This window comes from Paenibacillus glycanilyticus (genome assembly GCF_030161375.1).
GTDB classification, from domain to species: domain Bacteria; phylum Bacillota; class Bacilli; order Paenibacillales; family Paenibacillaceae; genus Pristimantibacillus; species Pristimantibacillus glycanilyticus_B.
In genome coordinates this window covers 1-22,092 of the sequence record NZ_BSSQ01000029.1, presented here as the reverse complement: position 1 = coordinate 22,092, position 22,092 = coordinate 1, and the positions used below count along the sequence as shown (strand labels likewise).

The window sequence follows — 22,092 nt, the reverse complement described above, 5'->3', positions numbered from 1 at the left end:
AGAACAAGTCAGCCCTTTCCTCTCACGGAGAGGGCTTTTTCCTGTCAAATTACGATTGCAAAAGGGAAACACTGGGACGGCGATTATCTTGACCGGAATAGGGCATTGGCTTATAGTTGGTTAAAGAGTAGATAACATATTAATGAGGTGGACTAGTAATGTCTGAGAAGATTTACGTTGGAGTCGATGTCGGCGGCACCGCTATTAAAGTTGGGATTTGTAATGTGGAGGGGGAGCTTCTTCATACTTACGAAGGGCCGACGGAAACGAGTAAAGGTACGGACACCATCCTTCATAATATTGCGCAATACGTGCGTAACATCGTAGCGGAATCTCCGTTTGCTTGGGAACAGGTTGAGGGTGTAGGCATTGGCATCGCTGGCTTCCTGGACATTCCGAACGGGATTGTGAAATATTCCGCAAACCTTCCGCTTGTGAATGTACACTTGAAATCTTTCCTTGAGCAAGAGCTTAAGGTAAAAATCCTTGTCAATAATGACGCAAACGTTGCGGCGCTTGGCGAAGCTTGGGCAGGCGCGGGCAAAGGCGTCGACAACTGCGTATGTTATACGCTTGGTACCGGCGTAGGCGGCGGTATTATTATCGGCGGCAAAATCGTAGAAGGCTTTGCGGGCATGGCCGGCGAGCTGGGTCACATTGCAATCGTTCCTGATCTGGAAGCCATTCAATGCGGCTGCGGCAAAATGGGCTGCCTCGAGACCGTATCTTCGGCTACGGGCATTATCCGCATGGCGAAGGACGCTGTTGAGCGTGGCGACCGTACAACTCTTGCTACCGTAGAAGACATTATGGCGAAAGACGTTATTGACGCTGCAAAAGCAGGCGATGAAGTAGCGGCTCGTATCGTTAGCCGTGCAGCTTATTACCTGGGCAAGTCGATGGCGCTTATGGCCGTTGTACTGAATCCGGAATGCTTCATCATTGGCGGCGGCGTGTCGAAAGCAGGCGATTTCCTGTTCGACCAAATTCGCGAAGTATTCAGCAAGTATACTCAGAAAGAAGCACAGGAAGGCGTTAAGATCGTTGCAGCTACGCTTGGCAACAATGCCGGCGTGGTAGGCGCAGCAGGTCTCATTTTGCGGTCCTAGTCTGAACATAAACAGCTTTACGATGGGGAAAGAGGGTGCAGCAATGGAAACGGGAACAATGTCAAAGCTTGTAATCATTACGGGGATGTCCGGCGCTGGCAAGACGATCGCCGTACAGAGCCTTGAGGATCTTGGCTTTTTCTGCGTTGATAATTTACCGCCGGTGCTTATCCCGAAATTTGCAGAGCTGATTGAGCAGTCAAACGGCAAGATCGGCAAAGTAGCTCTTGTTATTGACCTTAGGGGTCGCGAGTTCTTCACGGCATTATCGGAATCATTAAATTTCATAAAAGAACATTACACGATCAGCTGCGAAATTCTGTTCCTTGATGCAACGGATGAAGTGCTGGTTCAGCGTTACAAGGAAAGCCGCCGGCGTCATCCGCTTGCTCCTGAGGGCATGCCGCTGGAAGGCATTCGTCTCGAGAGACGAATGCTGGAGGATCTGAAGGGTTCGGCTTCGCAGGTCATCGATACGAGCACGATTAAGCCTGCCCTGCTTAAAGAACGGATTATTTCCCGGTTTACGAATCTGGAGAGCAACAGCCTTTCCGTGAACGTGACTTCCTTTGGTTTCAAATACGGCATTCCGATTGATGCCGATTTGATTTATGATGTGCGCTTTTTGCCGAACCCTCATTATGTAGAGCATTTGCGTCCAAACACCGGGCAAAATCCGGAAGTATATGATTATGTGATGAAATGGCCGGAGACGCAAGCCTTTCTGACCAAGCTGCTCGATATGCTTCAGTTTCTTCTCCCTCTTTACCATAAAGAAGGCAAGAGCCAGGTTGTTATCGGGATCGGGTGTACGGGCGGCAAACACCGCTCGGTTGCGATTGCGGAATATTTGGGTCGCATGCTCGGCAGCAGTGATACGGAACGGGTACGCGTCAGCCACCGCGATGCTGACCGTGATAAGCATTAACGGGGTGATACGATGCAAAGTAGGCATAAAATTCTAAGACGGCCTAAGATTGTTGTGGTAGGCGGCGGCACGGGTCTGTCCGTTATGCTGCGTGGGCTTAAGGAGAAGCCGATCGATATTACGGCAATCGTAACGGTTGCCGATGACGGCGGCAGCTCAGGCATATTGCGCAACGAGCTGCAAATTCCCCCGCCGGGGGACATCCGCAACGTCATTATGGCGCTTGCGGATGCCGAACCGTTATTGACTGAAGTGCTTCAATATCGATTCTCGAGCGGTACCGGACTTGCCGGACATAGTCTTGGCAATCTGATGCTGGCTGCGATGACGGATATTGCGGGCGACTTCGTAACGGGTATTCGCGAACTCAGCAAAGTACTGGCTGTGCGCGGGAGAGTGCTCCCTGCAGCGGGCCGGGCTATTGTGCTGAGTGCGGAGATGACCGATGGCACTATCGTGGTTGGAGAATCGCTAATTCCGAAGGCAGGCAAAAAAATCAAACGGGTATTTGTCGAGCCCGATGATGTTGAGCCGCTGCCGGAAGCCATTGAAGCGATAGAGCAGGCCGATGCGATCCTGATCGGTCCCGGCAGCTTATACACGAGCATTATTCCGAATCTGCTCGTGCCTAGGCTGGCGCAAGCGATCGTGGATTCAACAGCGGTGAAGCTGTTTGTATGCAACGTGATGACACAGCCAGGCGAGACGGACGGTTATTCCGTCAGCGATCATATTAAAGCGGTACAGGATCATATCGGCCATCGGCTGTTTGATTACGTACTCGTGAATGACGGAGAGATCCCGCCTGAGGTAGCAGACAAGTACGCGGAGATGGGTGCAAAGCAAGTGACGCTCGATATTGACGAAGTGACCCGGATGGGACCCGAGGTCATTGCCGACCGTCTCGTATTGTATCGCACCTTCCTGCGCCATGATGCCGAACGGCTGAGTCATCATATTTATAAGTTAGTGGAAAACTGGATGTTAAGAAAGAGGTGAACAAGCGATGTCATTTGCGGCCCAGACGAAGAAAGAGCTGACGATGATTGAGGCGGATACCTGCTGCGAGCGGGCTGAATTGTCTGCGCTCATTCGAATGAACGGCTCCGTAAGTGTATCCAGCCGCAAAGTCGTCCTCGACATCTCAACTGAAAACGCAGCAATTGCCCGTCGGATCTACTCCTTGATAAAGAGGCATTTTGAGGTTCATACAGAGCTCCTCGTCCGCAAAAAAATGCGGTTGAAAAAAAATAATGTATATATCGTTAGAATTCCGACGAAAGTACAGGAAATACTAAGTGAGCTGAGAATTGTATCCGAGGGTTTTGTGTTTAATTTGGGCATTGATAAAGAAATCATCAAGAAGTCTTGCTGCAAACGATCTTATTTGCGTGGCGCCTTTTTGGCGGGCGGATCAGTGAACAACCCGGAAGGTTCCTCTTACCATCTTGAAATTTCATCGATGTATGAGGAGCACTGCGAAGCGCTGGTCGAGCTGGCGAACAAATTCGGACTAAACGCAAGATGTATCGAGCGGAAAAAAGGCTTTGTGTTCTACATCAAAGAGGGCGAGAAAATTATCGAGCTGCTGAACATCATTGGCGCTCATCAGGCGTTATTCAAATTCGAGGATGTGCGGATCATGCGGGATATGCGCAACTCCGTTAACCGGATCGTGAATTGCGAAACGGCCAATTTGAACAAAACGATTGGTGCGGCGGTTAGGCAAATTGATAATATCAAGCTGCTGCAAAAGGAAATCGGTCTGAACAACCTTCCAGACAAGCTTAGAGAAGTCGCGGAAATCAGGCTGCAACATCCCGATATGAATCTGAAGGAAGTTGGCGAGATGCTTAAAGGCGCCGTCAGCAAATCGGGCGTAAACCACCGTCTGCGGAAAATTGATGAGCTTGCGGAAAAAATCCGAAACAGCTAAACTTTTAACCTAGTGCATCAGATGGTATAATGATATAATATGAACAAAAAGTCTTATTACGTTTTTAGTGATGTCAGGCTAAGCATGAAGCGAACAATCCGCCAAAGCGGACAGCTGCTTGCCGGACTTATTATAGTATAGGGGGTATGGTTACCATGACAAGGCTACCGGTTGTCGTTCGTCTTAAAACAGGTCTGCACGCTAGACCTGCCGCATTATTCGTTCAAGAAGCGAACAAATTTTCCTCCGAAGTATTTGTTGAGAAAGACGACAAAAAAGTTAATGCGAAATCCATTATGGGTATCATGAGCCTGGCGATCAGCTCGGGCACGGAGATTTACATTAGCGCAGAGGGCTCGGACGCAGAGCAGGCTGTAAACGCTTTAGTCGCACTCGTCAGCAAAGAAGAGCTGGAGAACCAATAAGAAGTTCATGAACGAGCGAGAAGAGGGCATTTCCGAAAGGTCATCTTGGATGACTATGGGAGGGTCCTTTTTCTTGTTTAACTTGTGATGCAGAGCAAAAAAGCAGCTGTACAGGTGATGACCCTGTTACAGCTGCTTTTTGTTTTGTAATTAGATTCGTTCGATAACTTTATCAACCAATCCATATTCGCGTGCTTCTTCTGCGCTCATGAAATAATCACGATCCGTATCCTTTTCGATTCGCTCGAGCGGTTGACCGGAACGATCAGCCAGGATGCCGTTCAGCTTGTCGCGCATCTTGATGATGCGGCGGGCGCGGATTTCGATATCGCTTGCTTGGCCTTCAGCGCCGCCAAGCGGCTGATGGATCATTACTTCGCTGTTCGGAAGCGCGTAACGTTTCCCTTTTGCGCCTGCCGTCAACAGGAAAGCGCCCATCGAAGCGGCCATGCCAACGCAAATCGTCGAAACATCGGGTTTAATGTATTGCATCGTATCATAGATAGCCATGCCCGCCGTAATCGAACCGCCAGGGCTGTTAATGTAGAGTGAGATGTCTTTCTCAGGATCTTCTGCTGCCAGGAACAGCATTTGAGCAATAATGGAGTTGGCCACTACATCGTTAACGCCTGACCCGAGGAAGATGATGCGATCCTTCAGAAGACGGGAGTAAATGTCGTAGGCGCGTTCTCCGCGATTGCTCTGTTCAATAACCATAGGAACGAAATTCATATCCAACCAAGTCCCCTCCTCAAAATATAACAAATGGTATTACTGTATTCCCATTCTAGCGGATCATCAAACAAAAGTCAAAGAAAGTCAAACTATTCTGACATAAAAAATAAACAAAAAAACCGTCCTCATCGAGGACGGTTCTTATTTATGTATGCGTTAATGTGTAAGTTAAATGGCGCGCCCGCTAGGAATCGAACCTAGATCTCAGGCTCCGGAGGCCTACGTCATATCCATTGGACCACGGGCGCAAATCATATTGCAAAGCAACAGCAAAACTTAGTATACGCGAATCATTTGTAGAAAGCAAGATAGATGAGAAAAATAAATTTGAGCAAATCGTGAATACAAACGCTTACATCCACGATTGCTTACTTGCCATGTGAATTGTTTTTAGCTAAAATAAAGGTGGGACTTAAAGTGAGTATGCGGGACGTTTAACGTCCATCCCCTGAAAGCCCATTACGCCTATTGACGGGTGGAGTGAAAAGTAGAGGATGCGTCACATTATTGAGCTGCAGCAGCAGCTTCTCCCAGATTTGCTCGACGTAATGAAGAAGCGTTACTTGATATTGCGCCAAGTGATGTTATCCGACCTGATCGGCCGGCGGACACTCGCGAATTCCTTAGGGATGACTGAGCGGGTGCTGAGGGCAGAGACGGATTTTCTGAAATCGCAAGGACTGCTTGAGATTCATACAGCGGGAATGCGGATCAGCGAAACAGGAAAACAACTGCTTGAACAATTGGAACCCTTCTATAAGACGTTATTCGGCTTGTCCGATCTGGAAGAGAAGATCAGGAGTCACTTCGGATTATCGCAGGTTGTTGTTGTCGCAGGCGATTCCGAGGAATCAGAGCAATCCAAGCGGGAGCTCGGAAGAGCGGCCTGCCAAGTGCTTCAGAAAGCTATGGAGCCAAACGATGTCGTGGCGGTTACCGGCGGAACTACAATCGCTCAGGTAGCCAATCAGTTAACCTCGCAAGTGCCCTTGAAGAACAATTGGTTCGTGCCGGCAAGAGGGGGACTCGGTGAAAGTCTCGATTATCAAGCCAATACCATTGCATCTACGATGGCAAAGCGAACAGGCGCCAATTACCGGATGCTTCATGTGCCGGATCATCTTGGTGATGAAGCTTACGCCTCCATGATGCAGGAACCAAATATCCGCGATATTGTCGAAGTTGTCCGGAGAGCCCGAATCGTCGTACACGGGATCGGGGACGCTATGGTGATGGCCAGGCGCAGAAAGCTGAACCCTGAACTGGTGGATGCGATGGCGGCAGACGGGGCATTGGCCGAAGCATTTGGTTTTTATTTCGACCGTAACGGCGAAGTTGTTCACAAAATGCAGACAGTAGGATTACGACTCGAGGATATTGTGAAGACTGAAGTTGTTATTGGTGTCGCTGGGGGCAATAGCAAAGGCGAAGCTATAGCGGCGATTATGAAATTTGGGCATGATGATGTACTGGTTACGGATGAAGCGGCAGCTCTTGAAATATCCGCTATCATCGATGAACAGCAACAATTGTTATCTTAACGATTTGCGGTTTGTGCCGCAGAACGTTTTGAAATATATACCATAGTCATTTAAAAAGCTTAGGAGGAATTTAAAATGGTTAAAATTGGTGTTAACGGATTTGGTCGTATCGGTCGTAACGTGTTCCGCGCAGCGCTGAACAACCCTAATGTAGAAGTAGTAGCGGTGAATGACCTGACTGACACTAGCACTCTGGCTCACCTGCTGAAATATGACACAACGCATGGCACTCTTGACGCTACTGTTGAAGCTAAAGAAGGCGCAATCGTTGTTAACGGCAAAGAAATCAAAGTATTTGCTGAGCGTAACCCTGAGAACCTGGCATGGGGCTCCGTAGGCGCTGAAATCGTTGTTGAATCGACTGGTATCTTCACAGCTAAAGAAAAAGCTGAGCTTCACCTTAAAGGCGGCGCTAAAAAAGTTATCATCTCCGCTCCAGCAACTAACGAAGACATCACAATCGTTATGGGCGTTAACGAAGACAAGTACGATGCTGCATCGCACACTGTAATCTCCAACGCTTCTTGCACAACGAACTGCCTTGCACCATTCGCAAAAGTATTGAACGACAAATTCGGCATCGTTAAAGGTATGATGACTACAATTCACTCGTACACTAACGACCAATCCGTACTGGACGTTCCTCATAAAGACCTGCGCCGTGCTCGCGCAGCTGCTGAGAACATCATTCCTTCGTCCACTGGCGCTGCAAAAGCAGTATCCCTGGTTCTGCCTGAACTGAAAGGCAAACTGAACGGCATGGCTATGCGCGTTCCTACGCCTAACGTTTCCGTAACTGACCTGGTTGCTGAACTGAAAGTTAACGTTACTGTTGAAGAAGTTAACGCAGCTCTGAAAGAAGCTTCCGAAGGCCCTCTTAAAGGCATTCTGAACTACAACGAACTTCCACTGGTATCCAGCGACTACAACAGCGACCCAGCTTCCTCCACAATCGACGCTCTGTCGACTATGGTAGTAGAAGGCAACATGGTTAAAGTTATCTCCTGGTACGACAACGAGTGGGGCTACTCGAACCGCGTAGTTGACCTCGCAGCTTACGTTGCATCTAAAGGTCTGTAAGATAAACTAGCTTTCCCACAATTGCATGGAACGCTTTCGTCCCGGGGTATATAGCCCCGGGACACGCTAAGTCTGCGGCTCCACTTGGGTGGAAATTAGGCGAAGGCGTTCCTTCTTGCGAGAAGGAACGCTTTTTTAATTGATTAATAGGCTTTCAACTTCATAATCAGGGAGGCAACACCAATGAATAAGAAAAGTGTTCGTGACGTAGAAGTAGCAGGGAAACGCGTATTTGTACGCGTCGATTTCAACGTGCCGCTCGAAAATGGCCAAATTACTGACGACAAGCGTATCCGCGAAACGCTTCCTACGATCAACTTCTTGATCGAAAAAGGCGCTAAAGTTATTCTCGCGAGCCACCTTGGCCGTCCGAACGGTGAAGTAGTTGAAGAACTGCGCCACACAGCTTCTGCTGTACGCCTGTCCGAGCTTCTGGGCAAACCAGTAGTGAAAGCTAACGATTCCGTTGGCGAAGAAGTGAAAGCACAAGTTAACGCTATGAACGACGGCGACGTACTCTTGCTTGAGAACGTTCGTTTCCACGCTGGCGAAGAGAAGAATGATCCGGAACTGGCGAAGCAATTCGCTGAACTGGCTGACCTGTTCGTTAACGACGCGTTTGGCGCTGCTCACCGCGCACACGCTTCGACTGAAGGCATCGCTCATTATCTGCCTGCAGTATCCGGTCTTCTGATGGAACGCGAGCTGGATGTTCTCGGCAAAGCGCTGAACAACCCTGAGCGTCCTTTCACGGCGATCGTAGGCGGTTCGAAAGTAAAAGACAAAATCGACGTAATCAACAAAATGATCGAAATCGCTGATAACATCATCATCGGCGGCGGTTTGTCTTACACGTTCTTCAAAGCGCAAGGTCACGAAATTGGCCAATCGCTCGTTGACAACTCCAAGCTGGATCTGGCGCTTGAGTTCATCGAGAAAGCAAAAACGCTGGGCAAAAACTTCTTGATCCCTGTTGATATCGTTGTTACTGACGAGTTCAGCAAAGACGCTAACACAAAAATCGTTGACGTTGACGGCATTCCGGCTGATTGGGAAGGCATCGACATCGGTCCTAAGACACGTGAGATTTATGCTGACGTGATCAAAAACTCCAAGCTTGTTGTTTGGAACGGACCTATGGGCGTATTCGAAATCGAGCCATTCTCCCACGGTACGCGTGCGGTTGCTAACGCTTGTGCGGAAACAGCTGGTTACACGGTTATCGGCGGCGGCGATTCGGCGGCAGCAGCTGAGAAATTCGGCGTAGCGGACAAAATGAACCATATCTCGACTGGCGGCGGCGCTTCCCTGGAGTTCATGGAAGGCAAAGCACTCCCGGGCGTTGTAGCTCTTAACGATAAATAAGAAGTAGATTCTATAAATCTAATGAAAAGAGGGAATACGATGAGCAGAACACCTATCATTGCAGGCAACTGGAAAATGTTTAAAACCGTTTCCGAAGCCGTATCGTTCTTCTCCGAAGTAAAAGGCAAAGCTGAAGTTGCTGGCGTAGAAAGCGTAATTTGCGCTCCTTACACTACTCTTCCGGCTTTGGTTGAAGCAGCAAAAGGCACGTCGATCGCAATCGGCGCGCAAAACCTGCACTTCGAAGACAACGGTGCATTCACTGGCGAGATCAGCGGCGTAATGCTGAAGGATCTTGGCGTTAAATATGTTATTATCGGCCACTCCGAGCGTCGTGCTTACTTCGCGGAGACGGACGAGATTGTTAACAAAAAAATGCATGCTGCTTTCAAACATGGCATTACGCCAATCGTTTGCGTAGGCGAGAAGCTCGAAGAGCGCGAAGCTGACCAAACGAAAGAGGTTTGCAAAGTGCAAACAGAAGCGGCTTTCCAAGGTCTGTCCGCTACGCAAGCAGCTGAAGTGGTTATCGCTTATGAGCCAATCTGGGCGATCGGCACTGGCAAATCTTCGACTTCCGAAGACGCGCAAGACGTTATTGGCTACATCCGCAGTGTAGTTGCTGATCTGTACGATGCAGCGACAGCCGATGCGGTTCGTATCCAATACGGCGGCAGCGTAAAACCTAACAACGTAGCAGAATACATGGGTCAAGCGGACATCGACGGCGCGCTTGTTGGCGGTGCTTCCCTAGAACCGGCTTCTTACATCGCACTCGTTGAGGGGGCCAAGTAAGATGGCGCCGAAACCAGTTGCACTGATTATTCTTGACGGCTTTGGTCTTCGCGATGACGTAACTGGCAATGCCGTTGCGCAAGCGAAAAAGCCGAACTACGACCGTTACTGGTCGACTTATCCGCATACGACGCTTACGGCTTCCGGTGAAGCAGTAGGTTTGCCGGAAGGACAAATGGGCAACTCCGAGGTTGGCCATTTGAACATCGGCGCTGGTCGTATCGTCTATCAAGATCTGACTCGTATCTCGAAGTCGATTCGCGACGGCGAGTTCTACGATAATGAGACGCTTCTTGGGGCAGTTCGCCATGCAAAAGCAAACGGCAAGAAGCTTCATCTGTACGGTCTTTTGTCCGATGGCGGCGTACACAGCCACATCGCTCACCTGTTTGCTCTGCTGGAACTGGCTAAGAAAGAGGAATTGAATGAAGTATTCATCCATGCCTTCCTCGACGGTCGCGACGTAGCTCCGGACAGCGCGAAAGGTTACTTGGAACAACTGCAAGCTAAGATTGAGGAAGTAGGCGTAGGCCAGATCGCTACCGTTCAAGGCCGCTACTACGCAATGGACCGCGACAAACGTTGGGAGCGTACCGAGAAATCGTACCGCGCCATGGTTTACGGCGACGGCCCTAAATACACGGATCCAATCAAGGCCGTAGTTGAATCCTATGAAAAATCCGTTTATGATGAATTCGTTATGCCAACGGTCATCGTAGGCGAGAACGAACAGCCGGTAGGTCTGGTTGAATCGGAAGACTCCATCGTCTTCTTCAACTTCCGTCCTGACCGTGCAATCCAGCTTGGACAAGTATTCACGAACGAAGACTTCCGTGGTTTCGACCGTGGCGAGAAATGTCCGAAAAACCTGCATTTTGTCTGCCTGACGCTGTTCAGCGAGTCAATTGGCGGTTACGTGGCTTACTCCCCTAAGAACCTGGACAACACGCTTGGAGAAGTACTTGTTCAAAACAACAAAAAGCAGCTTCGCATTGCGGAGACCGAGAAATATCCGCATGTTACCTTCTTCTTCAGCGGCGGCCGCGATGTTGAGCTTCCGGGCGAGACGCGTGTCCTTATCAATTCGCCGAAGGTTGCGACTTATGACCTTCAGCCTGAGATGAGCGCATATGAAGTTGCTGCGGCAGCAGTGAAAGAGATCGAAGCCGAGAATCATGATGCCATCATTCTGAACTTTGCTAACCCTGACATGGTAGGCCACTCCGGTATGCTGGAACCTACGATCAAAGCGGTAGAAGCAACCGACGAATGTCTTGGCCAAGTCGTAGAGGCGATCCTTGCAAAAGGCGGCGTAGCGATCATTACGGCTGACCATGGCAATGCGGATATGGTATTCGACGAAAACGGACGTCCTTTCACGGCGCATACAACGAACCCTGTTCCTTGTATCGTTACCGTTGCGGGCGGAGAACTTCGCGAGGGCGGCATTCTGGCTGACCTGGCTCCAACCGTGCTTGACCTGTTGCAACTGGCTAAACCGGAGCAAATGACAGGTACAACATTGATTCAGAAGTAACTTTCAAGGTAGAATCTAAACAGCTTGTTTTCCATGCTTCAACCCTATAAATAATTCAATTTAAGGAGTGTTACCTACAATGTCTATTATCGTTGACGTTTACGCACGCGAAGTGCTGGATTCCCGCGGGAATCCAACTGTAGAAGTAGAAGTATCCCTGGAGTCCGGCGGCAAAGGCCGCGCAATCGTACCATCCGGCGCATCCACTGGCGCTTACGAAGCTGTTGAGCTTCGCGATGGCGACAAAGGCCGTTACCTGGGCAAAGGCGTTGAAAAAGCGGTTGAGAACGTAAATGCGATTATCGCTCCTGAAATCATCGGCCTGGACGCTCTTGACCAAGTAGCAATCGACCGCAAAATGATCGAGCTTGACGGAACTCCTAACAAAGCAAAACTCGGCGCTAACGCAATCCTGGCTGTATCGATGGCTGTAGCACGCGCTGCTGCTGACGCTCTGGACGTGCCACTGTACACTTACCTGGGCGGCTTCAACGCTAAAACTCTTCCGGTTCCAATGATGAACATCATCAACGGCGGCGAGCATGCTGACAACAACATTGACGTACAAGAGTTCATGGTTCTGCCAGTTGGCGCTCCAACATTCAAAGAAGCTCTTCGCATCGGCGCTGAAATTTTCCACAACCTGAAATCGGTTCTGAAAAACAAAGGCCTGAATACAGCAGTAGGCGACGAAGGCGGCTTTGCTCCTAACCTTGGTTCCAACGAAGAAGCAATCACTACAATCATCTCGGCAATCGAGCTTGCTGGCTACAAACCAGGCGTTGACGTATTCCTCGGTATGGACGTAGCTTCCACTGAGTTCTACAAAGACGGCAAATACCACCTCGAAGGCGAAGGCAAATCCTTCACTTCCGCTGAATTCGTTGACCTGCTTGCTTCGTGGGTTGAGAAGTACCCAATCATCACAATCGAAGACGGCTGCTCCGAAGACGACTGGGAAGGTTGGAAATTGCTCACTGACAAACTCGGCGGCAAAGTTCAACTCGTTGGTGACGACCTGTTCGTTACAAACACAGAGCGTCTGTCCGACGGCATCGAAAAAGGCGTGGGTAACTCCATCCTCGTTAAAGTTAACCAAATCGGTTCGCTTACTGAAACATTCGACGCGATCGAAATGGCGAAACGCGCTGGTTACACAGCGGTTATCTCCCACCGTTCCGGCGAGAGCGAAGACAGCACAATCGCTGACATCGCTGTTGCTACAAACGCTGGCCAAATCAAAACTGGCGCTCCGTCCCGTACGGACCGCGTAGCGAAATACAACCAATTGCTCCGCATTGAAGACCAACTGGGTTCGGTTGCTCAATACGCTGGCAAATCCGCATTCTACAACCTGAAAAACTTCAAATAAGTTTTCAAGTTACGATAATAAAAAGGCATCCCGGTGAGGGGATGCCTTTTTTGCGGTTTGAAATAGTTCTCAAATAGAGGAAATTGCGCCGGAATTTGAAACTATTGAATTACTTGTCCACGTATGATAAAATCAATTTATGTGTTTAACGGAGCTCCTATGCTGGAGGTGGATCAAATGGAAATCTTTTGGAAGATTTTGCTCGTTATTTTCGCAGTTGGCTTGATCTCGGTCGTATTGCTTCAAAAAGGTAAAAGCGCTGGTTTGTCCGGTGCGATCACTGGCGGTGCTGAGCATTTGTTCGGTAAGCAGAAAGCTCGCGGTCTTGACTTGTTCCTTCAGCGTTTGACAGTAGGGCTGGCAGCTGGATTCTTTATTCTGGCTCTAGTTGTGGCATACGTAGTTAAAATTTAATTTTTAGTACTCGAAAACGGAGGGAAACCTCCGTTTTTTTGTTTTTAAGGGTTTTTTACGGATGCTTGGGAATAAATTCGTGTATACTAAACGGTATATGATAATCTATCAACCGGCAGGTGACAAGGAAAATTATGATGCAAGAGCAGGGACTGCTTGATTTTATGCGGGAGACGGCATATAAGCCGATGACTTATCAGGAGCTGGAGCAGCATTTCGGCATTACGGATGCAACGGAATTCAAAGAATTCCTGAAGCTGCTTAACCAACTCGAAGACGAGGGTAAGGTTATTCGGACGCGCAATGAACGTTATGGCGTTCCAGAGCGAATGAACCTCTTAAGAGGAAAAATCCAGGCGCATGCGAAAGGATTCGCATTTTTGCTGCCTGACGAGAAAGACCATCCTGATGTTTACATACACGCAAACGATCAGAAGAGCGCGATGAACGGCGATATCGCGCTGGTGCGCATTACTTCGCAAAGCGAAGGCGGCGGCCGCATGGAAGGTGAGGTTGTCCGCATTGTTCAGCGGGCCGTTACTCAAGTAGTTGGCACGTTCGAAAGCCACGAAGCATTTGGGTTTGTTGTACCGGATGATAAACGGATTAACCGGGATATTTTTATCCCGAAAGGTGAATTCCAAGGCGCGGTAACCGGACAAAAAGTAGTCGTGAAGATAACTTCATATCCGGAAGGGCGCTCTGCCGCTCAAGGGGAGATCATTGAAATTCTCGGGCATAGGAATGATCCGGGCATCGACATTTTGTCTATTATCCGCAAGCATCAATTGCCGGAAGGATTTTCGGATGAAGTGATGGAAGAGGCCGAGGCGGCACCGGATTCGATTACCGAGGAAGAGATTGTTGAGCAAGGCCGGCGCGATTTGCGCGGCGAAGTCATTGTGACCATCGACGGGGAAGACGCGAAGGACCTCGATGACGCCGTTCATGTGAAACGGCTTGATAACGGCAATTATCTGCTTGGCGTTCATATCGCGGATGTAGGGTATTACGTGAAGGAACGCTCGGCGCTTGATCAGGAAGCTTTCCGCCGCGGCTGCAGCGTGTATTTGGTAGACCGGGTAATCCCGATGCTGCCGCATCGATTGTCGAACGGGATTTGTTCGCTGAATCCTCAGGTTGACCGGCTGACGCTTTCCTGCGAGATGGAGTTTGACTCCAAGCTGAAGCGAGTGCGTCATGATATTTTCACAAGCGTGATCAAGACGAAAGAGCGAATGACGTATACAAACGTGCGCAAAATTCTCACGGCTACCGAAGAAGAACCGGAAACCGAGCTGAAGGAACGTTACGCTGATTTGCTTGATATGTTCTCGCTGATGGAAGAACTAGCGATGAAACTGCGCAAGAAACGGATGAAACGCGGCGCGATCGATTTTGACTTCCAGGAGTCGAAGGTGATCGTGGACGCAGAGGGCAAGGCGGTTGATATCGTCAAGCGCGAACGTTCGGTAGCCGAGCAGATTATCGAGGAATTCATGCTTGCGGCGAACGAGACGGTAGCCGAGCATTTCCATTGGCTGCGCGTGCCGTTCCTCTATCGGATTCACGAGGACCCGGATCAGGAGAAGCTGCTTCATTTCATGCAGTTCGCTTCTAACTTTGGTTATGTCGTGAAAGGCAAAGGCAACTCCGTGCATCCGCGTGCTCTCCAGACGCTTCTTGAAGAGATTCGCGGCAGCAAGGAAGAGACCGTGATTTCGACTGTCATGCTTCGTTCGATGAAACAGGCGAAATATGATGCGGAAAGCTTGGGGCATTTTGGCCTGGCGGCTGAATTCTATTCGCACTTTACGTCTCCGATCCGGCGTTACCCGGACTTAGTTATCCATCGCGTTATCCGCGAGGTACTTGAGAACGGCGGGGCATTGCCGGAAATGCGCAACGAAGCCTTGGCTGCCCGGATGCCGGATATCGCCCAGCACTCATCCGAACGCGAACGCGTCGCGGTTGATGCGGAGCGTGATACGGATAAACTCAAAAAATGCGAATTCATGCTGGATAAAGTCGGCGAAGAATTCGACGGCATTATTAGCAGCGTGACAAGCTTCGGTATGTTTGTCGAACTGGATAATACGGTGGAAGGTCTTATTCGCTTGAGTGGTTTGACGGATGACTATTACCATTTCCATGAACTTCATATGGTGCTCATCGGTGAGCGTACGTCTAAGGTGTACCGCATCGGCGACGAAGTGAAAATCCGCATAGCGCAGGTGAATATGGATGATTACACCATCGATTTCGAGATGGTGGACATGAAACCGCGGAGCGACTTCCGCGGCGTGGCGGACGCCGGTTTTGGCGCTCGCAACGGCGGCGGCCGCAAGCGCAGCGGATTTGGCGGCCGCGGCGGCGGTGATCGCGAAGCGGTTGTTGGGCGCGGCGCAGCCAAAGCGGGCCGCGGCAAGGATAACCGCGGCAAAGATAACCGCGGAGAAAAAGGCGGTCGCGGCGGCAAAGGCGGCAGCCGCGATGGCGGTGCTCCGCGCGCTGAGCGAAGCGGCGCGCAAGGAAGCGGAGCGGAGCGGAAGCGCGGAGGCGCTGACCGCGGAGCGGCAGCAGGCGCGAGCCGCGCAGCCGAAGGCGCGGCGGAGCGTTCGCCGTGGCTCGAGCAGGCGCAGCCGCAAGAGCCGGGGCGTCAAGTGCGCGGGGCGAAAGCGCGCACGGATATGTGGGGGCTGCCGATTAGCGGCAGCCGCGGCAGAGACGCGGATACGGGCGAAGATCCGGATCAAGGCTCGTCCTTTGATGGCGGCCGGGGAAGACGCGGCGGCCGTGGCGGCAATCGCAGCGGCGGCAATCGCAGCGACGGAGGCGGCCAGAAAAGCGCAGCAAATTCTTCGCAAGGAACGAATAATTCCGGCGAAGAAGGGAAGAACAAGAAGAGGAAAAGAAAAGGCGGAGGCAATGGCGGTGGAGGCAACTCAACTGCAGCATTCGTCCGCAAAAACCGTAAATAAATAATTAACATGATGAAGTACTATAACCTGAAAATACGGTGCTGCCAAGTGTGGCGCGGTCTGCGATGAAGCAGCACCGTTTCTTAGGATAAGCTGGGAAAATATATTTAAGCTTGTCGCTTGCATTTTGATTTTGGGTATAGTACACTCAAAGCAATTGATGATATGAACCTGAATTCACATATTGAAAAGGGTATCATTTTAGTCGTCATGACACCTTTTCCAATGTGTGAATTTTTTGTTTCGATACGAAATAGGCGCATATTAATTTTATTTTTTGGAGGTAAGACACATGCAACAAGGTACAGTTAAATGGTTCAACGCTGAGAAAGGTTTCGGCTTCATCGAAGTTGAAGGCGGCAATGACGTATTCGTACACTTCTCCGCTATCGTTGGCGAAGGCTTCAAAACTCTTGAAGAAGGCCAACGCGTTGAGTTCAACGTTGTTCAAGGCAACCGCGGACCACAAGCTGAGAACGTTGTTAAGCTGTAATAGCTTAAATTAACGTACGGAAACCGCCCTTAACAGGGCGGTTTTTTTAGTTATGTAAGCGATGTATTTTTGCAGTGTTGCTTTAGATTTGTAAAGTTGTTACAATGTATTCCTAATGACGCTTTCTTAAACCATGGAATCCGTATACGAAGATGAGGTGAACCGCTGTGGGTGCTAAGAAAAATGACGGCAAGCAACTCGCTCAAAACAAAAAAGCTTCCCATGATTACTTCATCGAGGATACGTATGAAGCGGGGATTGTGCTCATGGGAACCGAGATCAAATCGGTCCGCATGGGAAAAGCGAATATTGGAGATGCGTTTGCAACGATCCGGAATGGCGAGATGTTCATTCATAATATGCACATCAGTCCTTTTGAACAGGGCAATCGTCATAACCCGACTGATCCGACGCGCGCTCGCAAGCTGTTGCTTCATAAACAGCAAATTCATAAGCTGCTTGGCCAGTCCAAACAGGAAGGCTACTCGATTGTGCCTTTGAAGATTTATGTTCGCAATGGGTACGCGAAGCTGCTTATTGGCCTTGGTAAAGGTAAGAAGCAGTATGATAAACGCGATACCGCTGCGAAGCGCGATGCACAACGGGATATCCAGCGTGCGCTGCGCGAGAAGCAGAAGGTTGTAAGATAGTTGGCATGTCCTTCATCCACTGGCAGTAACATTTTTAGCAATGGTGAAGATGTTCATGTTATACTGAATAAGTGCTAAGGTGATACTAAGCGCTATAGCAAAGAAGCATTGAGTTATACTTGCTTGTAATGAACGGCGATTACGAAACGCCGTACCTCATTCCAAGCGTTCTTGAAGCTAATCGGTTGCTTTGACGGGCCGTTTATGCGATATTGGGGGCGTTTATGGATTCGACGGGGATAGTACGAGCATGGGTTGCGGGTAGCAGGGAGTCGTCTGCTTCATCAACGCTAAAGCCTATTAAATGGCAAACAACAACAAACTTACGCTTTCGCAGCTTAATAACCTGTGAGCGTGCTCCTACCTAGCATCGCCCATGTGACTAGACTAGGGGCTAACAAGTAGTGGGATACGCCGCTTCGGTCTCCGCCTGGGGTCGACGGAAGAAGATAATCAGGCTGACCCAACGCGTAGTCGGTTACGGGACGACGCTCGGGTGACATCAATACCGTGACTACACCCGTAGAAGCCTGTGTGGCGTTGTCTTCGGACAGGGGTTCAAATCCCCTCGCCTCCACCATGAGAAACCCGACCGCATGAGGTCGGGTTTTTGCTTTGTCTCGACTTACAGAAATGGACTGAGGATATAATAGAACTTTTATAATTTCAATGAGTATATATAGACGTTAATAGTTATATAAAAGCAATTAACTTAGCATATAAGTGTAGAATTCTGGAGGGTAAAATGAAGAAAACAGTATTAGTAGGTTTAATGAGTGCTGCTTTAATGGTTGGTCCAGTAAGTTCATATGCTGCAAATGATGATGTCGCCACTCTAAGTTTAAAGGGTATCCTTTCTGAGGGGAGATTATATGCACCTCTCCGTGTAACAGGAGAGAAGCTTGGCGCAAAAATAAGCTGGAATCAGAAAACTAATACAGCTTCACTAAATAAAGATGGACAAACTTTTACGGCTATTGTGGGCAACGGAGCATTGCTGATCAGTGGGAAGGTGTATGTTCAATTTAAAGCTTTGAATAACTTCTTCTATCCGGACGATTATATTAAATGGAATAAATCTACTATGATAGGATCTTCCGAGCACATTGAAGTTCAGGCTTATCCATTAACAGATGAACAAGCAATAAAGTTTGCTACCAAAGCGCTTGATGGGATGCACGGTACCCAGAAGAGAGAGTGGAATAAATTCCTTATTAACCTGCATGGTCTCATGGATAAGGAGATTGAGTGGAATAGCAGCTATACTCAATATACGGCATCTTTTGAAGATTCGTGGGGTGACCATAGAAACGAAATTATAACGGAGATGACTAAGAAGGGGAATGAATGGATGATGACTTCATTCAAATCCTTAGTAAGATAGGCGTCTAATATAGGATAGCTTCTCCAGAAACCCGACCGCATAAGGTCGGGTTTTTGCTATTCATCAACGTATTTTGTCAAAGCAGCTTCATTGATCCGAAAAATCGTAGTTTTTGTTAAAAAATCGTTTTTATAACTAAAGATCTTTCTCTGCAGTTCTAATAAGATAGGTATTACAACCGGTTCTGAGCGAAGCGATAGGAATGCAGAATGTTGTTGTGATAGGATATCGGAAACGCCACAAATACGGAGGATAGGATGGAAAGGATCATCAATGGAATCGAAAGGCTGTCCCCATTTGTACGCTCTGTAAAAATCATGGAATCCCAATACCTTGTTGGTGAGTGGTTGGATTTTGATCATGTGTATACGTACATTGAACAGGGCGAGGCTGAAATCATATTGGATGGCATTCACTATGAGGTGAAGGCAGGGGACGTTATTCTTATTCCGCCGATGAAGCTTCATTTTATCCGAGCAACATCGAATGAACCGTTAATTCAATACATATTTCATTTTGATCTGTTTCATTGGGATGACCAGAGCACTTGGGTTGAAACAGGGGTGAATCAGGGACAGCAAATAGAGATTAAACCGGAAGAGGAAATTTTATCGGAAGTAAATCCTATTTCGCGTATCCATCATGCGCTTCGTTTGGAGCTGCACAGAAGATTCCATATCCTTAGACAAGAGTTTACCGGTCAACGGCCTTACAGTCATATTTTTATGAAATCGTTGGCTTTGGAGTTGCTTATTTATTTTCTAAGAAACCAACGCGAGTCATCGGAGGGGATAGGGACCAAGGCGAAGGGATGGGCATCAATCGAGAAATCGATCGTATACATTCAACAGCAGTTTAGGGATCCTCAATTAAAGCTGGAGAGAATTAGCGAGTATGCAGGCTTATCTACCAATCATCTGTCTAGTCTTTTTAAAGAGCAGTTAGGTATTACCATTCATAAATACGTGACGCATGTCAGGATCGAGGAGGCGAAAAGAAAGCTGATTGAAAACCGTTCTTCCATTACGGAGATTTCAGAAGAGGTCGGTTTTACAAGCATACACTCTTTTAGCCGAACGTTTAAAACGATTGTTGGCCTTACCGCCAGTCAATATATAGAATCCTATTCGTATTTGGCGGTTGACCGCCATACGCAAACAGCAAAGTTAGAGGAGAGTTGAGATTGGAAAACAAAAAAATTATATTTACCGCGCCATGGCAAGTCGAAGTCGAAACAGAACAACGAAGCAGCTTCAAAGTGGGCAACAAGGAAGTGCTGGTCAAAAAGAAATACTCCTTAATCAGCCCGGGTACCGAGCTGGCTTGCTTGTCGGGAAATGAAGGGTGGTTTCAAATGCCTTCAGTACCGGGTTATTCTTCGGTGAGCGAGATTATCGAGTTAGGCGAAGAGGTAGAAGGGTATCAAGCTGGCGATCATGTGTTTCACTATGGCGACCATAGCTTGTATTCGGTCATTTCAACGAGCGGCATTTTTTTGAAAGCGCCTTCCGACGTGCCATTGCACTGGGTGCCCTTTACCCGGATGGCTTCCGTGGCAATGACCTCTATTCGCGTATCGAATATTGAGCTTGGCGATCATGTGGCTGTAACGGGATTAGGCTTAATTGGCAACATGGCTGCGCAATTGGCTTCTATGCAAGGCGCTTCCGTAATCGGAATAGATTTATCGCTCAATCGAATAAATACCGCTAAAGAATGCGGAATCGCATATACATTACAGTCCGGTTCTACAACTAAAGAGGAGATCGCCGAGCTTACTGAGGGCAGAGGAGTATCTACCTTAATTGATGCGACCGGCATTCCTAGCGTGGTTGCAAACGGGCTGCCATGGGTTGCGAAATATGGTGAAGTTGTACTGCTAGGCAGCCCTCGGGGTGAATTTCAAGGCAATATAACGGATTTGTTGAACTACATACATTTGGACGGGTATGGCTGTATTACCTTTAAAGGCGCCCACGAGTGGAGGTATCCGGTTGAACCTGATGTGTTCGTCAAGCATTCGCTCGCGCGTAACTCGCAAATCATATTTGATCTGTTGAGACGCAAGCAGTTAAAGATTGAACCGTTAATCAGCCACATTTTGAAGCCAGAACAGGCGGTACAGGCTTACGAAGGTTTGCGCAACGACAAAGATCATTATCAAGGCGTTTTGTTCGATTGGTCTGAAGTCTGAACCCTATAAGCAGGAAAGGATGCGTGATCAGGATGTCCAAATTCTCTGTAGCAGTACAGCCTTACTCCGTTCGGGATCATCTTAGCAAAGACTACATTGGCACGCTTAAACAAATTGCGGAAATCGGTTATCAAGGCATCGAGCTGGGGCCTCCGCCGGCAGGTATCACGATAGAAGAGCAGAAGCGATTTCTGGATCAAATCGGTTTAAGGACAATTGGCTTTCATGCGGGAATAGAAGAGCTGGCGTCCAACCCGGAAGGGATTGCTGACTATTTGGAAGCGGTAGATGCCGAGAAATACGTGGCGCTTTCTTATCATTTTGATTCGGAAGAGGACTTGTTAGTCAAAGCAGCCAAATTGAACGAAATTGGCAACCGTCTGCGCAAGAGGGGAGTACAACTGCTGTATCATAATCATGACTGGGAGTTCAAAACTTATAACGGCGTTTCTCAGTTAGATAGACTGCTGCAAGAGACCGATCCTGATTTGGTTAAATTGGAGTTGGACACGTATTGGGTAAAGCGTGCGGGTCTAGATCCCGTGGAATACTTGAGCAAGCTTCACGGCCGTTGTCCTCTGTTGCATATAAAGGATATGGAAGCGGGAGAGAGTGCTTTTTTTGCCGAAATCGGCGAAGGGATATTGGATTTTAAAGCAATTGCTCGTACAGCAAGAGAGGTTGGCACGGAATGGCTAGTGGTCGAACAAGATTTGAGTCGCAGAGATCCGATTGAAAGCCTAGCCATCAGCTATAAGAACTTGAAGAATCTTGATTTAATTTAATTGCTTGCGCGGTGCAGGACTATCAATGACGCACGTAGTAACAAGGAAGGGGTTCAGCGTGGTCCCTCCTAGACACGTTCGCCAGATTTCTCGCCAGCCATAATCATATGCCCATGGGATATGGTTATGGCTTTTTATATGCAAGAAAGGAGGTTATATATCTTTTTTGAAAAAGTGCTTGCCAAACGCTTTTGGATTATGGTATATTCTAATTCCGGCCGAGAGAGACAAGCGGTTGGGACGAAAAGCTGAAAATCATCGACAAAAATTGATGAAAATTAAAGCTTGACAAAAAATGCGATAACGTGTTACGATATACCGCGTTGTTGAAAAATTGTTCTTTGAAAACTGAACAACGAGCGAAACTG

General features: G+C 48.5%; 20 protein-coding genes, 1 tRNA gene and 1 other RNA gene. 20 read left to right on the top strand and 2 right to left on the bottom strand.

Annotated elements, in window-relative coordinates:
- Positions 1-158 precede the first annotated feature (158 nt).
- From QQK89_RS28245 to QQK89_RS28225, 5 genes are all read left to right on the top strand, one after another.
- Positions 159-1,109 (top strand): ROK family glucokinase, encoded by a 951-nt coding sequence (locus QQK89_RS28245; protein WP_284242109.1) that lies wholly within the window; start codon positions 159-161, stop codon positions 1,107-1,109.
- Between the two features lie 43 nt (positions 1,110-1,152).
- On the top strand, positions 1,153-2,037 hold the full coding sequence (gene rapZ, locus QQK89_RS28240) for an RNase adapter RapZ (RefSeq protein ID WP_284242108.1): 885 nt from the start codon (positions 1,153-1,155) through the stop codon (positions 2,035-2,037).
- Between the two features lie 12 nt (positions 2,038-2,049).
- The gene (locus QQK89_RS28235; RefSeq protein WP_284242107.1) at positions 2,050-3,036 is read left to right on the top strand and encodes a gluconeogenesis factor YvcK family protein; all 987 of its coding nucleotides are present in this window, start codon (positions 2,050-2,052) and stop codon (positions 3,034-3,036) included.
- Between the two features lie 7 nt (positions 3,037-3,043).
- Positions 3,044-3,973 carry a DNA-binding protein WhiA gene (gene whiA / locus QQK89_RS28230; RefSeq protein WP_284242106.1) on the top strand — a complete coding sequence of 310 codons (930 nt, stop codon included), beginning with the start codon at positions 3,044-3,046 and terminating at the stop codon, positions 3,971-3,973.
- A 155-nt stretch (positions 3,974-4,128) separates the two neighbouring features.
- A complete protein-coding gene (locus QQK89_RS28225) occupies positions 4,129-4,398 on the top strand; it encodes an HPr family phosphocarrier protein (RefSeq protein WP_284242105.1) in 270 nt (89 codons plus the stop codon).
- A 150-nt stretch (positions 4,399-4,548) separates the two neighbouring features.
- Here the strand turns inward: QQK89_RS28225 and clpP are convergent, their stop codons facing one another.
- Entirely contained in the window at positions 4,549-5,130 is a 582-nt protein-coding gene (gene clpP, locus QQK89_RS28220) for an ATP-dependent Clp endopeptidase proteolytic subunit ClpP (RefSeq protein ID WP_284242131.1), read from the bottom strand.
- A 176-nt stretch (positions 5,131-5,306) separates the two neighbouring features.
- A tRNA-Arg gene (locus tag QQK89_RS28215) sits at positions 5,307-5,381 on the bottom strand.
- 246 nt (positions 5,382-5,627) lie between these two features.
- Between QQK89_RS28215 and QQK89_RS28210 the strand changes: the two genes are divergently transcribed.
- The 15 genes from QQK89_RS28210 (at position 5,628) to QQK89_RS28140 (ending at position 21,724) form a co-directional block, all read left to right on the top strand.
- On the top strand, positions 5,628-6,674 hold the full coding sequence (locus tag QQK89_RS28210) for a sugar-binding transcriptional regulator (RefSeq protein ID WP_284242104.1): 1,047 nt from the start codon (positions 5,628-5,630) through the stop codon (positions 6,672-6,674).
- Between the two features lie 75 nt (positions 6,675-6,749).
- The gene (gene gap / locus QQK89_RS28205) at positions 6,750-7,754 is read left to right on the top strand and encodes a type I glyceraldehyde-3-phosphate dehydrogenase (protein ID WP_284242103.1); all 1,005 of its coding nucleotides are present in this window, start codon (positions 6,750-6,752) and stop codon (positions 7,752-7,754) included.
- Between the two features lie 183 nt (positions 7,755-7,937).
- On the top strand, positions 7,938-9,119 hold the full coding sequence (locus tag QQK89_RS28200; RefSeq protein ID WP_284242102.1) for a phosphoglycerate kinase: 1,182 nt from the start codon (positions 7,938-7,940) through the stop codon (positions 9,117-9,119).
- A gap of 39 nt (positions 9,120-9,158) precedes the next feature.
- Positions 9,159-9,914: a triose-phosphate isomerase gene (tpiA, locus tag QQK89_RS28195; protein WP_284242101.1), complete on the top strand. Its 756-nt coding sequence runs from the start codon at positions 9,159-9,161 to the stop codon at positions 9,912-9,914.
- 1 nt (position 9,915) lies between these two features.
- The gene (gpmI, locus tag QQK89_RS28190) at positions 9,916-11,451 is read left to right on the top strand and encodes a 2,3-bisphosphoglycerate-independent phosphoglycerate mutase (RefSeq protein ID WP_284242100.1); all 1,536 of its coding nucleotides are present in this window, start codon (positions 9,916-9,918) and stop codon (positions 11,449-11,451) included.
- A gap of 79 nt (positions 11,452-11,530) precedes the next feature.
- Positions 11,531-12,823: a phosphopyruvate hydratase gene (eno, locus tag QQK89_RS28185; protein WP_284242099.1), complete on the top strand. Its 1,293-nt coding sequence runs from the start codon at positions 11,531-11,533 to the stop codon at positions 12,821-12,823.
- 177 nt (positions 12,824-13,000) lie between these two features.
- Positions 13,001-13,237, top strand: coding sequence for a preprotein translocase subunit SecG (gene secG, locus QQK89_RS28180; RefSeq protein ID WP_284242098.1), 237 nt, complete (start codon positions 13,001-13,003; stop codon positions 13,235-13,237).
- 134 nt (positions 13,238-13,371) lie between these two features.
- Positions 13,372-16,218 carry a ribonuclease R gene (gene rnr, locus QQK89_RS28175; RefSeq protein WP_284242097.1) on the top strand — a complete coding sequence of 949 codons (2,847 nt, stop codon included), beginning with the start codon at positions 13,372-13,374 and terminating at the stop codon, positions 16,216-16,218.
- A 292-nt stretch (positions 16,219-16,510) separates the two neighbouring features.
- A complete protein-coding gene (locus QQK89_RS28170; RefSeq protein WP_012772186.1) occupies positions 16,511-16,711 on the top strand; it encodes a cold-shock protein in 201 nt (66 codons plus the stop codon).
- 167 nt (positions 16,712-16,878) lie between these two features.
- Positions 16,879-17,361 (top strand): SsrA-binding protein SmpB, encoded by a 483-nt coding sequence (smpB, locus tag QQK89_RS28165; protein WP_284242096.1) that lies wholly within the window; start codon positions 16,879-16,881, stop codon positions 17,359-17,361.
- A 214-nt stretch (positions 17,362-17,575) separates the two neighbouring features.
- Positions 17,576-17,941, top strand: a transfer-messenger RNA (tmRNA) gene (gene ssrA, locus QQK89_RS28160).
- Between the two features lie 165 nt (positions 17,942-18,106).
- On the top strand, positions 18,107-18,745 hold the full coding sequence (locus QQK89_RS28155) for a copper amine oxidase N-terminal domain-containing protein (protein ID WP_284242095.1): 639 nt from the start codon (positions 18,107-18,109) through the stop codon (positions 18,743-18,745).
- A 257-nt stretch (positions 18,746-19,002) separates the two neighbouring features.
- A complete protein-coding gene (locus QQK89_RS28150) occupies positions 19,003-19,926 on the top strand; it encodes an AraC family transcriptional regulator (RefSeq protein WP_284242094.1) in 924 nt (307 codons plus the stop codon).
- A 2-nt stretch (positions 19,927-19,928) separates the two neighbouring features.
- The gene (locus tag QQK89_RS28145) at positions 19,929-20,939 is read left to right on the top strand and encodes a zinc-dependent alcohol dehydrogenase (protein ID WP_284242093.1); all 1,011 of its coding nucleotides are present in this window, start codon (positions 19,929-19,931) and stop codon (positions 20,937-20,939) included.
- A gap of 32 nt (positions 20,940-20,971) precedes the next feature.
- A complete protein-coding gene (locus QQK89_RS28140; protein WP_284242092.1) occupies positions 20,972-21,724 on the top strand; it encodes a sugar phosphate isomerase/epimerase family protein in 753 nt (250 codons plus the stop codon).
- The last annotated feature ends 368 nt before the right edge of the window (positions 21,725-22,092 follow it).

Coding starts and splice junctions, on each gene's coding strand:
- secG (WP_284242098.1), top strand. CDS start 13,001: ATGGAAATCTTTTGGAAGATTTTGCTCGTTATTTTCGCAGTTGGCTTG.
- rnr (WP_284242097.1), top strand. CDS start 13,372: ATGATGCAAGAGCAGGGACTGCTTGATTTTATGCGGGAGACGGCATAT.
- QQK89_RS28140 (WP_284242092.1), top strand. CDS start 20,972: ATGTCCAAATTCTCTGTAGCAGTACAGCCTTACTCCGTTCGGGATCAT.
- QQK89_RS28155 (WP_284242095.1), top strand. CDS start 18,107: ATGAAGAAAACAGTATTAGTAGGTTTAATGAGTGCTGCTTTAATGGTT.
- QQK89_RS28210 (WP_284242104.1), top strand. CDS start 5,628: ATGCGTCACATTATTGAGCTGCAGCAGCAGCTTCTCCCAGATTTGCTC.
- QQK89_RS28170 (WP_012772186.1), top strand. CDS start 16,511: ATGCAACAAGGTACAGTTAAATGGTTCAACGCTGAGAAAGGTTTCGGC.
- QQK89_RS28245 (WP_284242109.1), top strand. CDS start 159: ATGTCTGAGAAGATTTACGTTGGAGTCGATGTCGGCGGCACCGCTATT.
- QQK89_RS28235 (WP_284242107.1), top strand. CDS start 2,050: ATGCAAAGTAGGCATAAAATTCTAAGACGGCCTAAGATTGTTGTGGTA.
- whiA (WP_284242106.1), top strand. CDS start 3,044: ATGTCATTTGCGGCCCAGACGAAGAAAGAGCTGACGATGATTGAGGCG.
- eno (WP_284242099.1), top strand. CDS start 11,531: ATGTCTATTATCGTTGACGTTTACGCACGCGAAGTGCTGGATTCCCGC.
- QQK89_RS28150 (WP_284242094.1), top strand. CDS start 19,003: ATGGAAAGGATCATCAATGGAATCGAAAGGCTGTCCCCATTTGTACGC.
- gap (WP_284242103.1), top strand. CDS start 6,750: ATGGTTAAAATTGGTGTTAACGGATTTGGTCGTATCGGTCGTAACGTG.
- QQK89_RS28200 (WP_284242102.1), top strand. CDS start 7,938: ATGAATAAGAAAAGTGTTCGTGACGTAGAAGTAGCAGGGAAACGCGTA.
- gpmI (WP_284242100.1), top strand. CDS start 9,916: ATGGCGCCGAAACCAGTTGCACTGATTATTCTTGACGGCTTTGGTCTT.
- tpiA (WP_284242101.1), top strand. CDS start 9,159: ATGAGCAGAACACCTATCATTGCAGGCAACTGGAAAATGTTTAAAACC.
- clpP (WP_284242131.1), bottom strand. CDS start 5,130: ATGAATTTCGTTCCTATGGTTATTGAACAGAGCAATCGCGGAGAACGC.
- QQK89_RS28225 (WP_284242105.1), top strand. CDS start 4,129: ATGACAAGGCTACCGGTTGTCGTTCGTCTTAAAACAGGTCTGCACGCT.
- rapZ (WP_284242108.1), top strand. CDS start 1,153: ATGGAAACGGGAACAATGTCAAAGCTTGTAATCATTACGGGGATGTCC.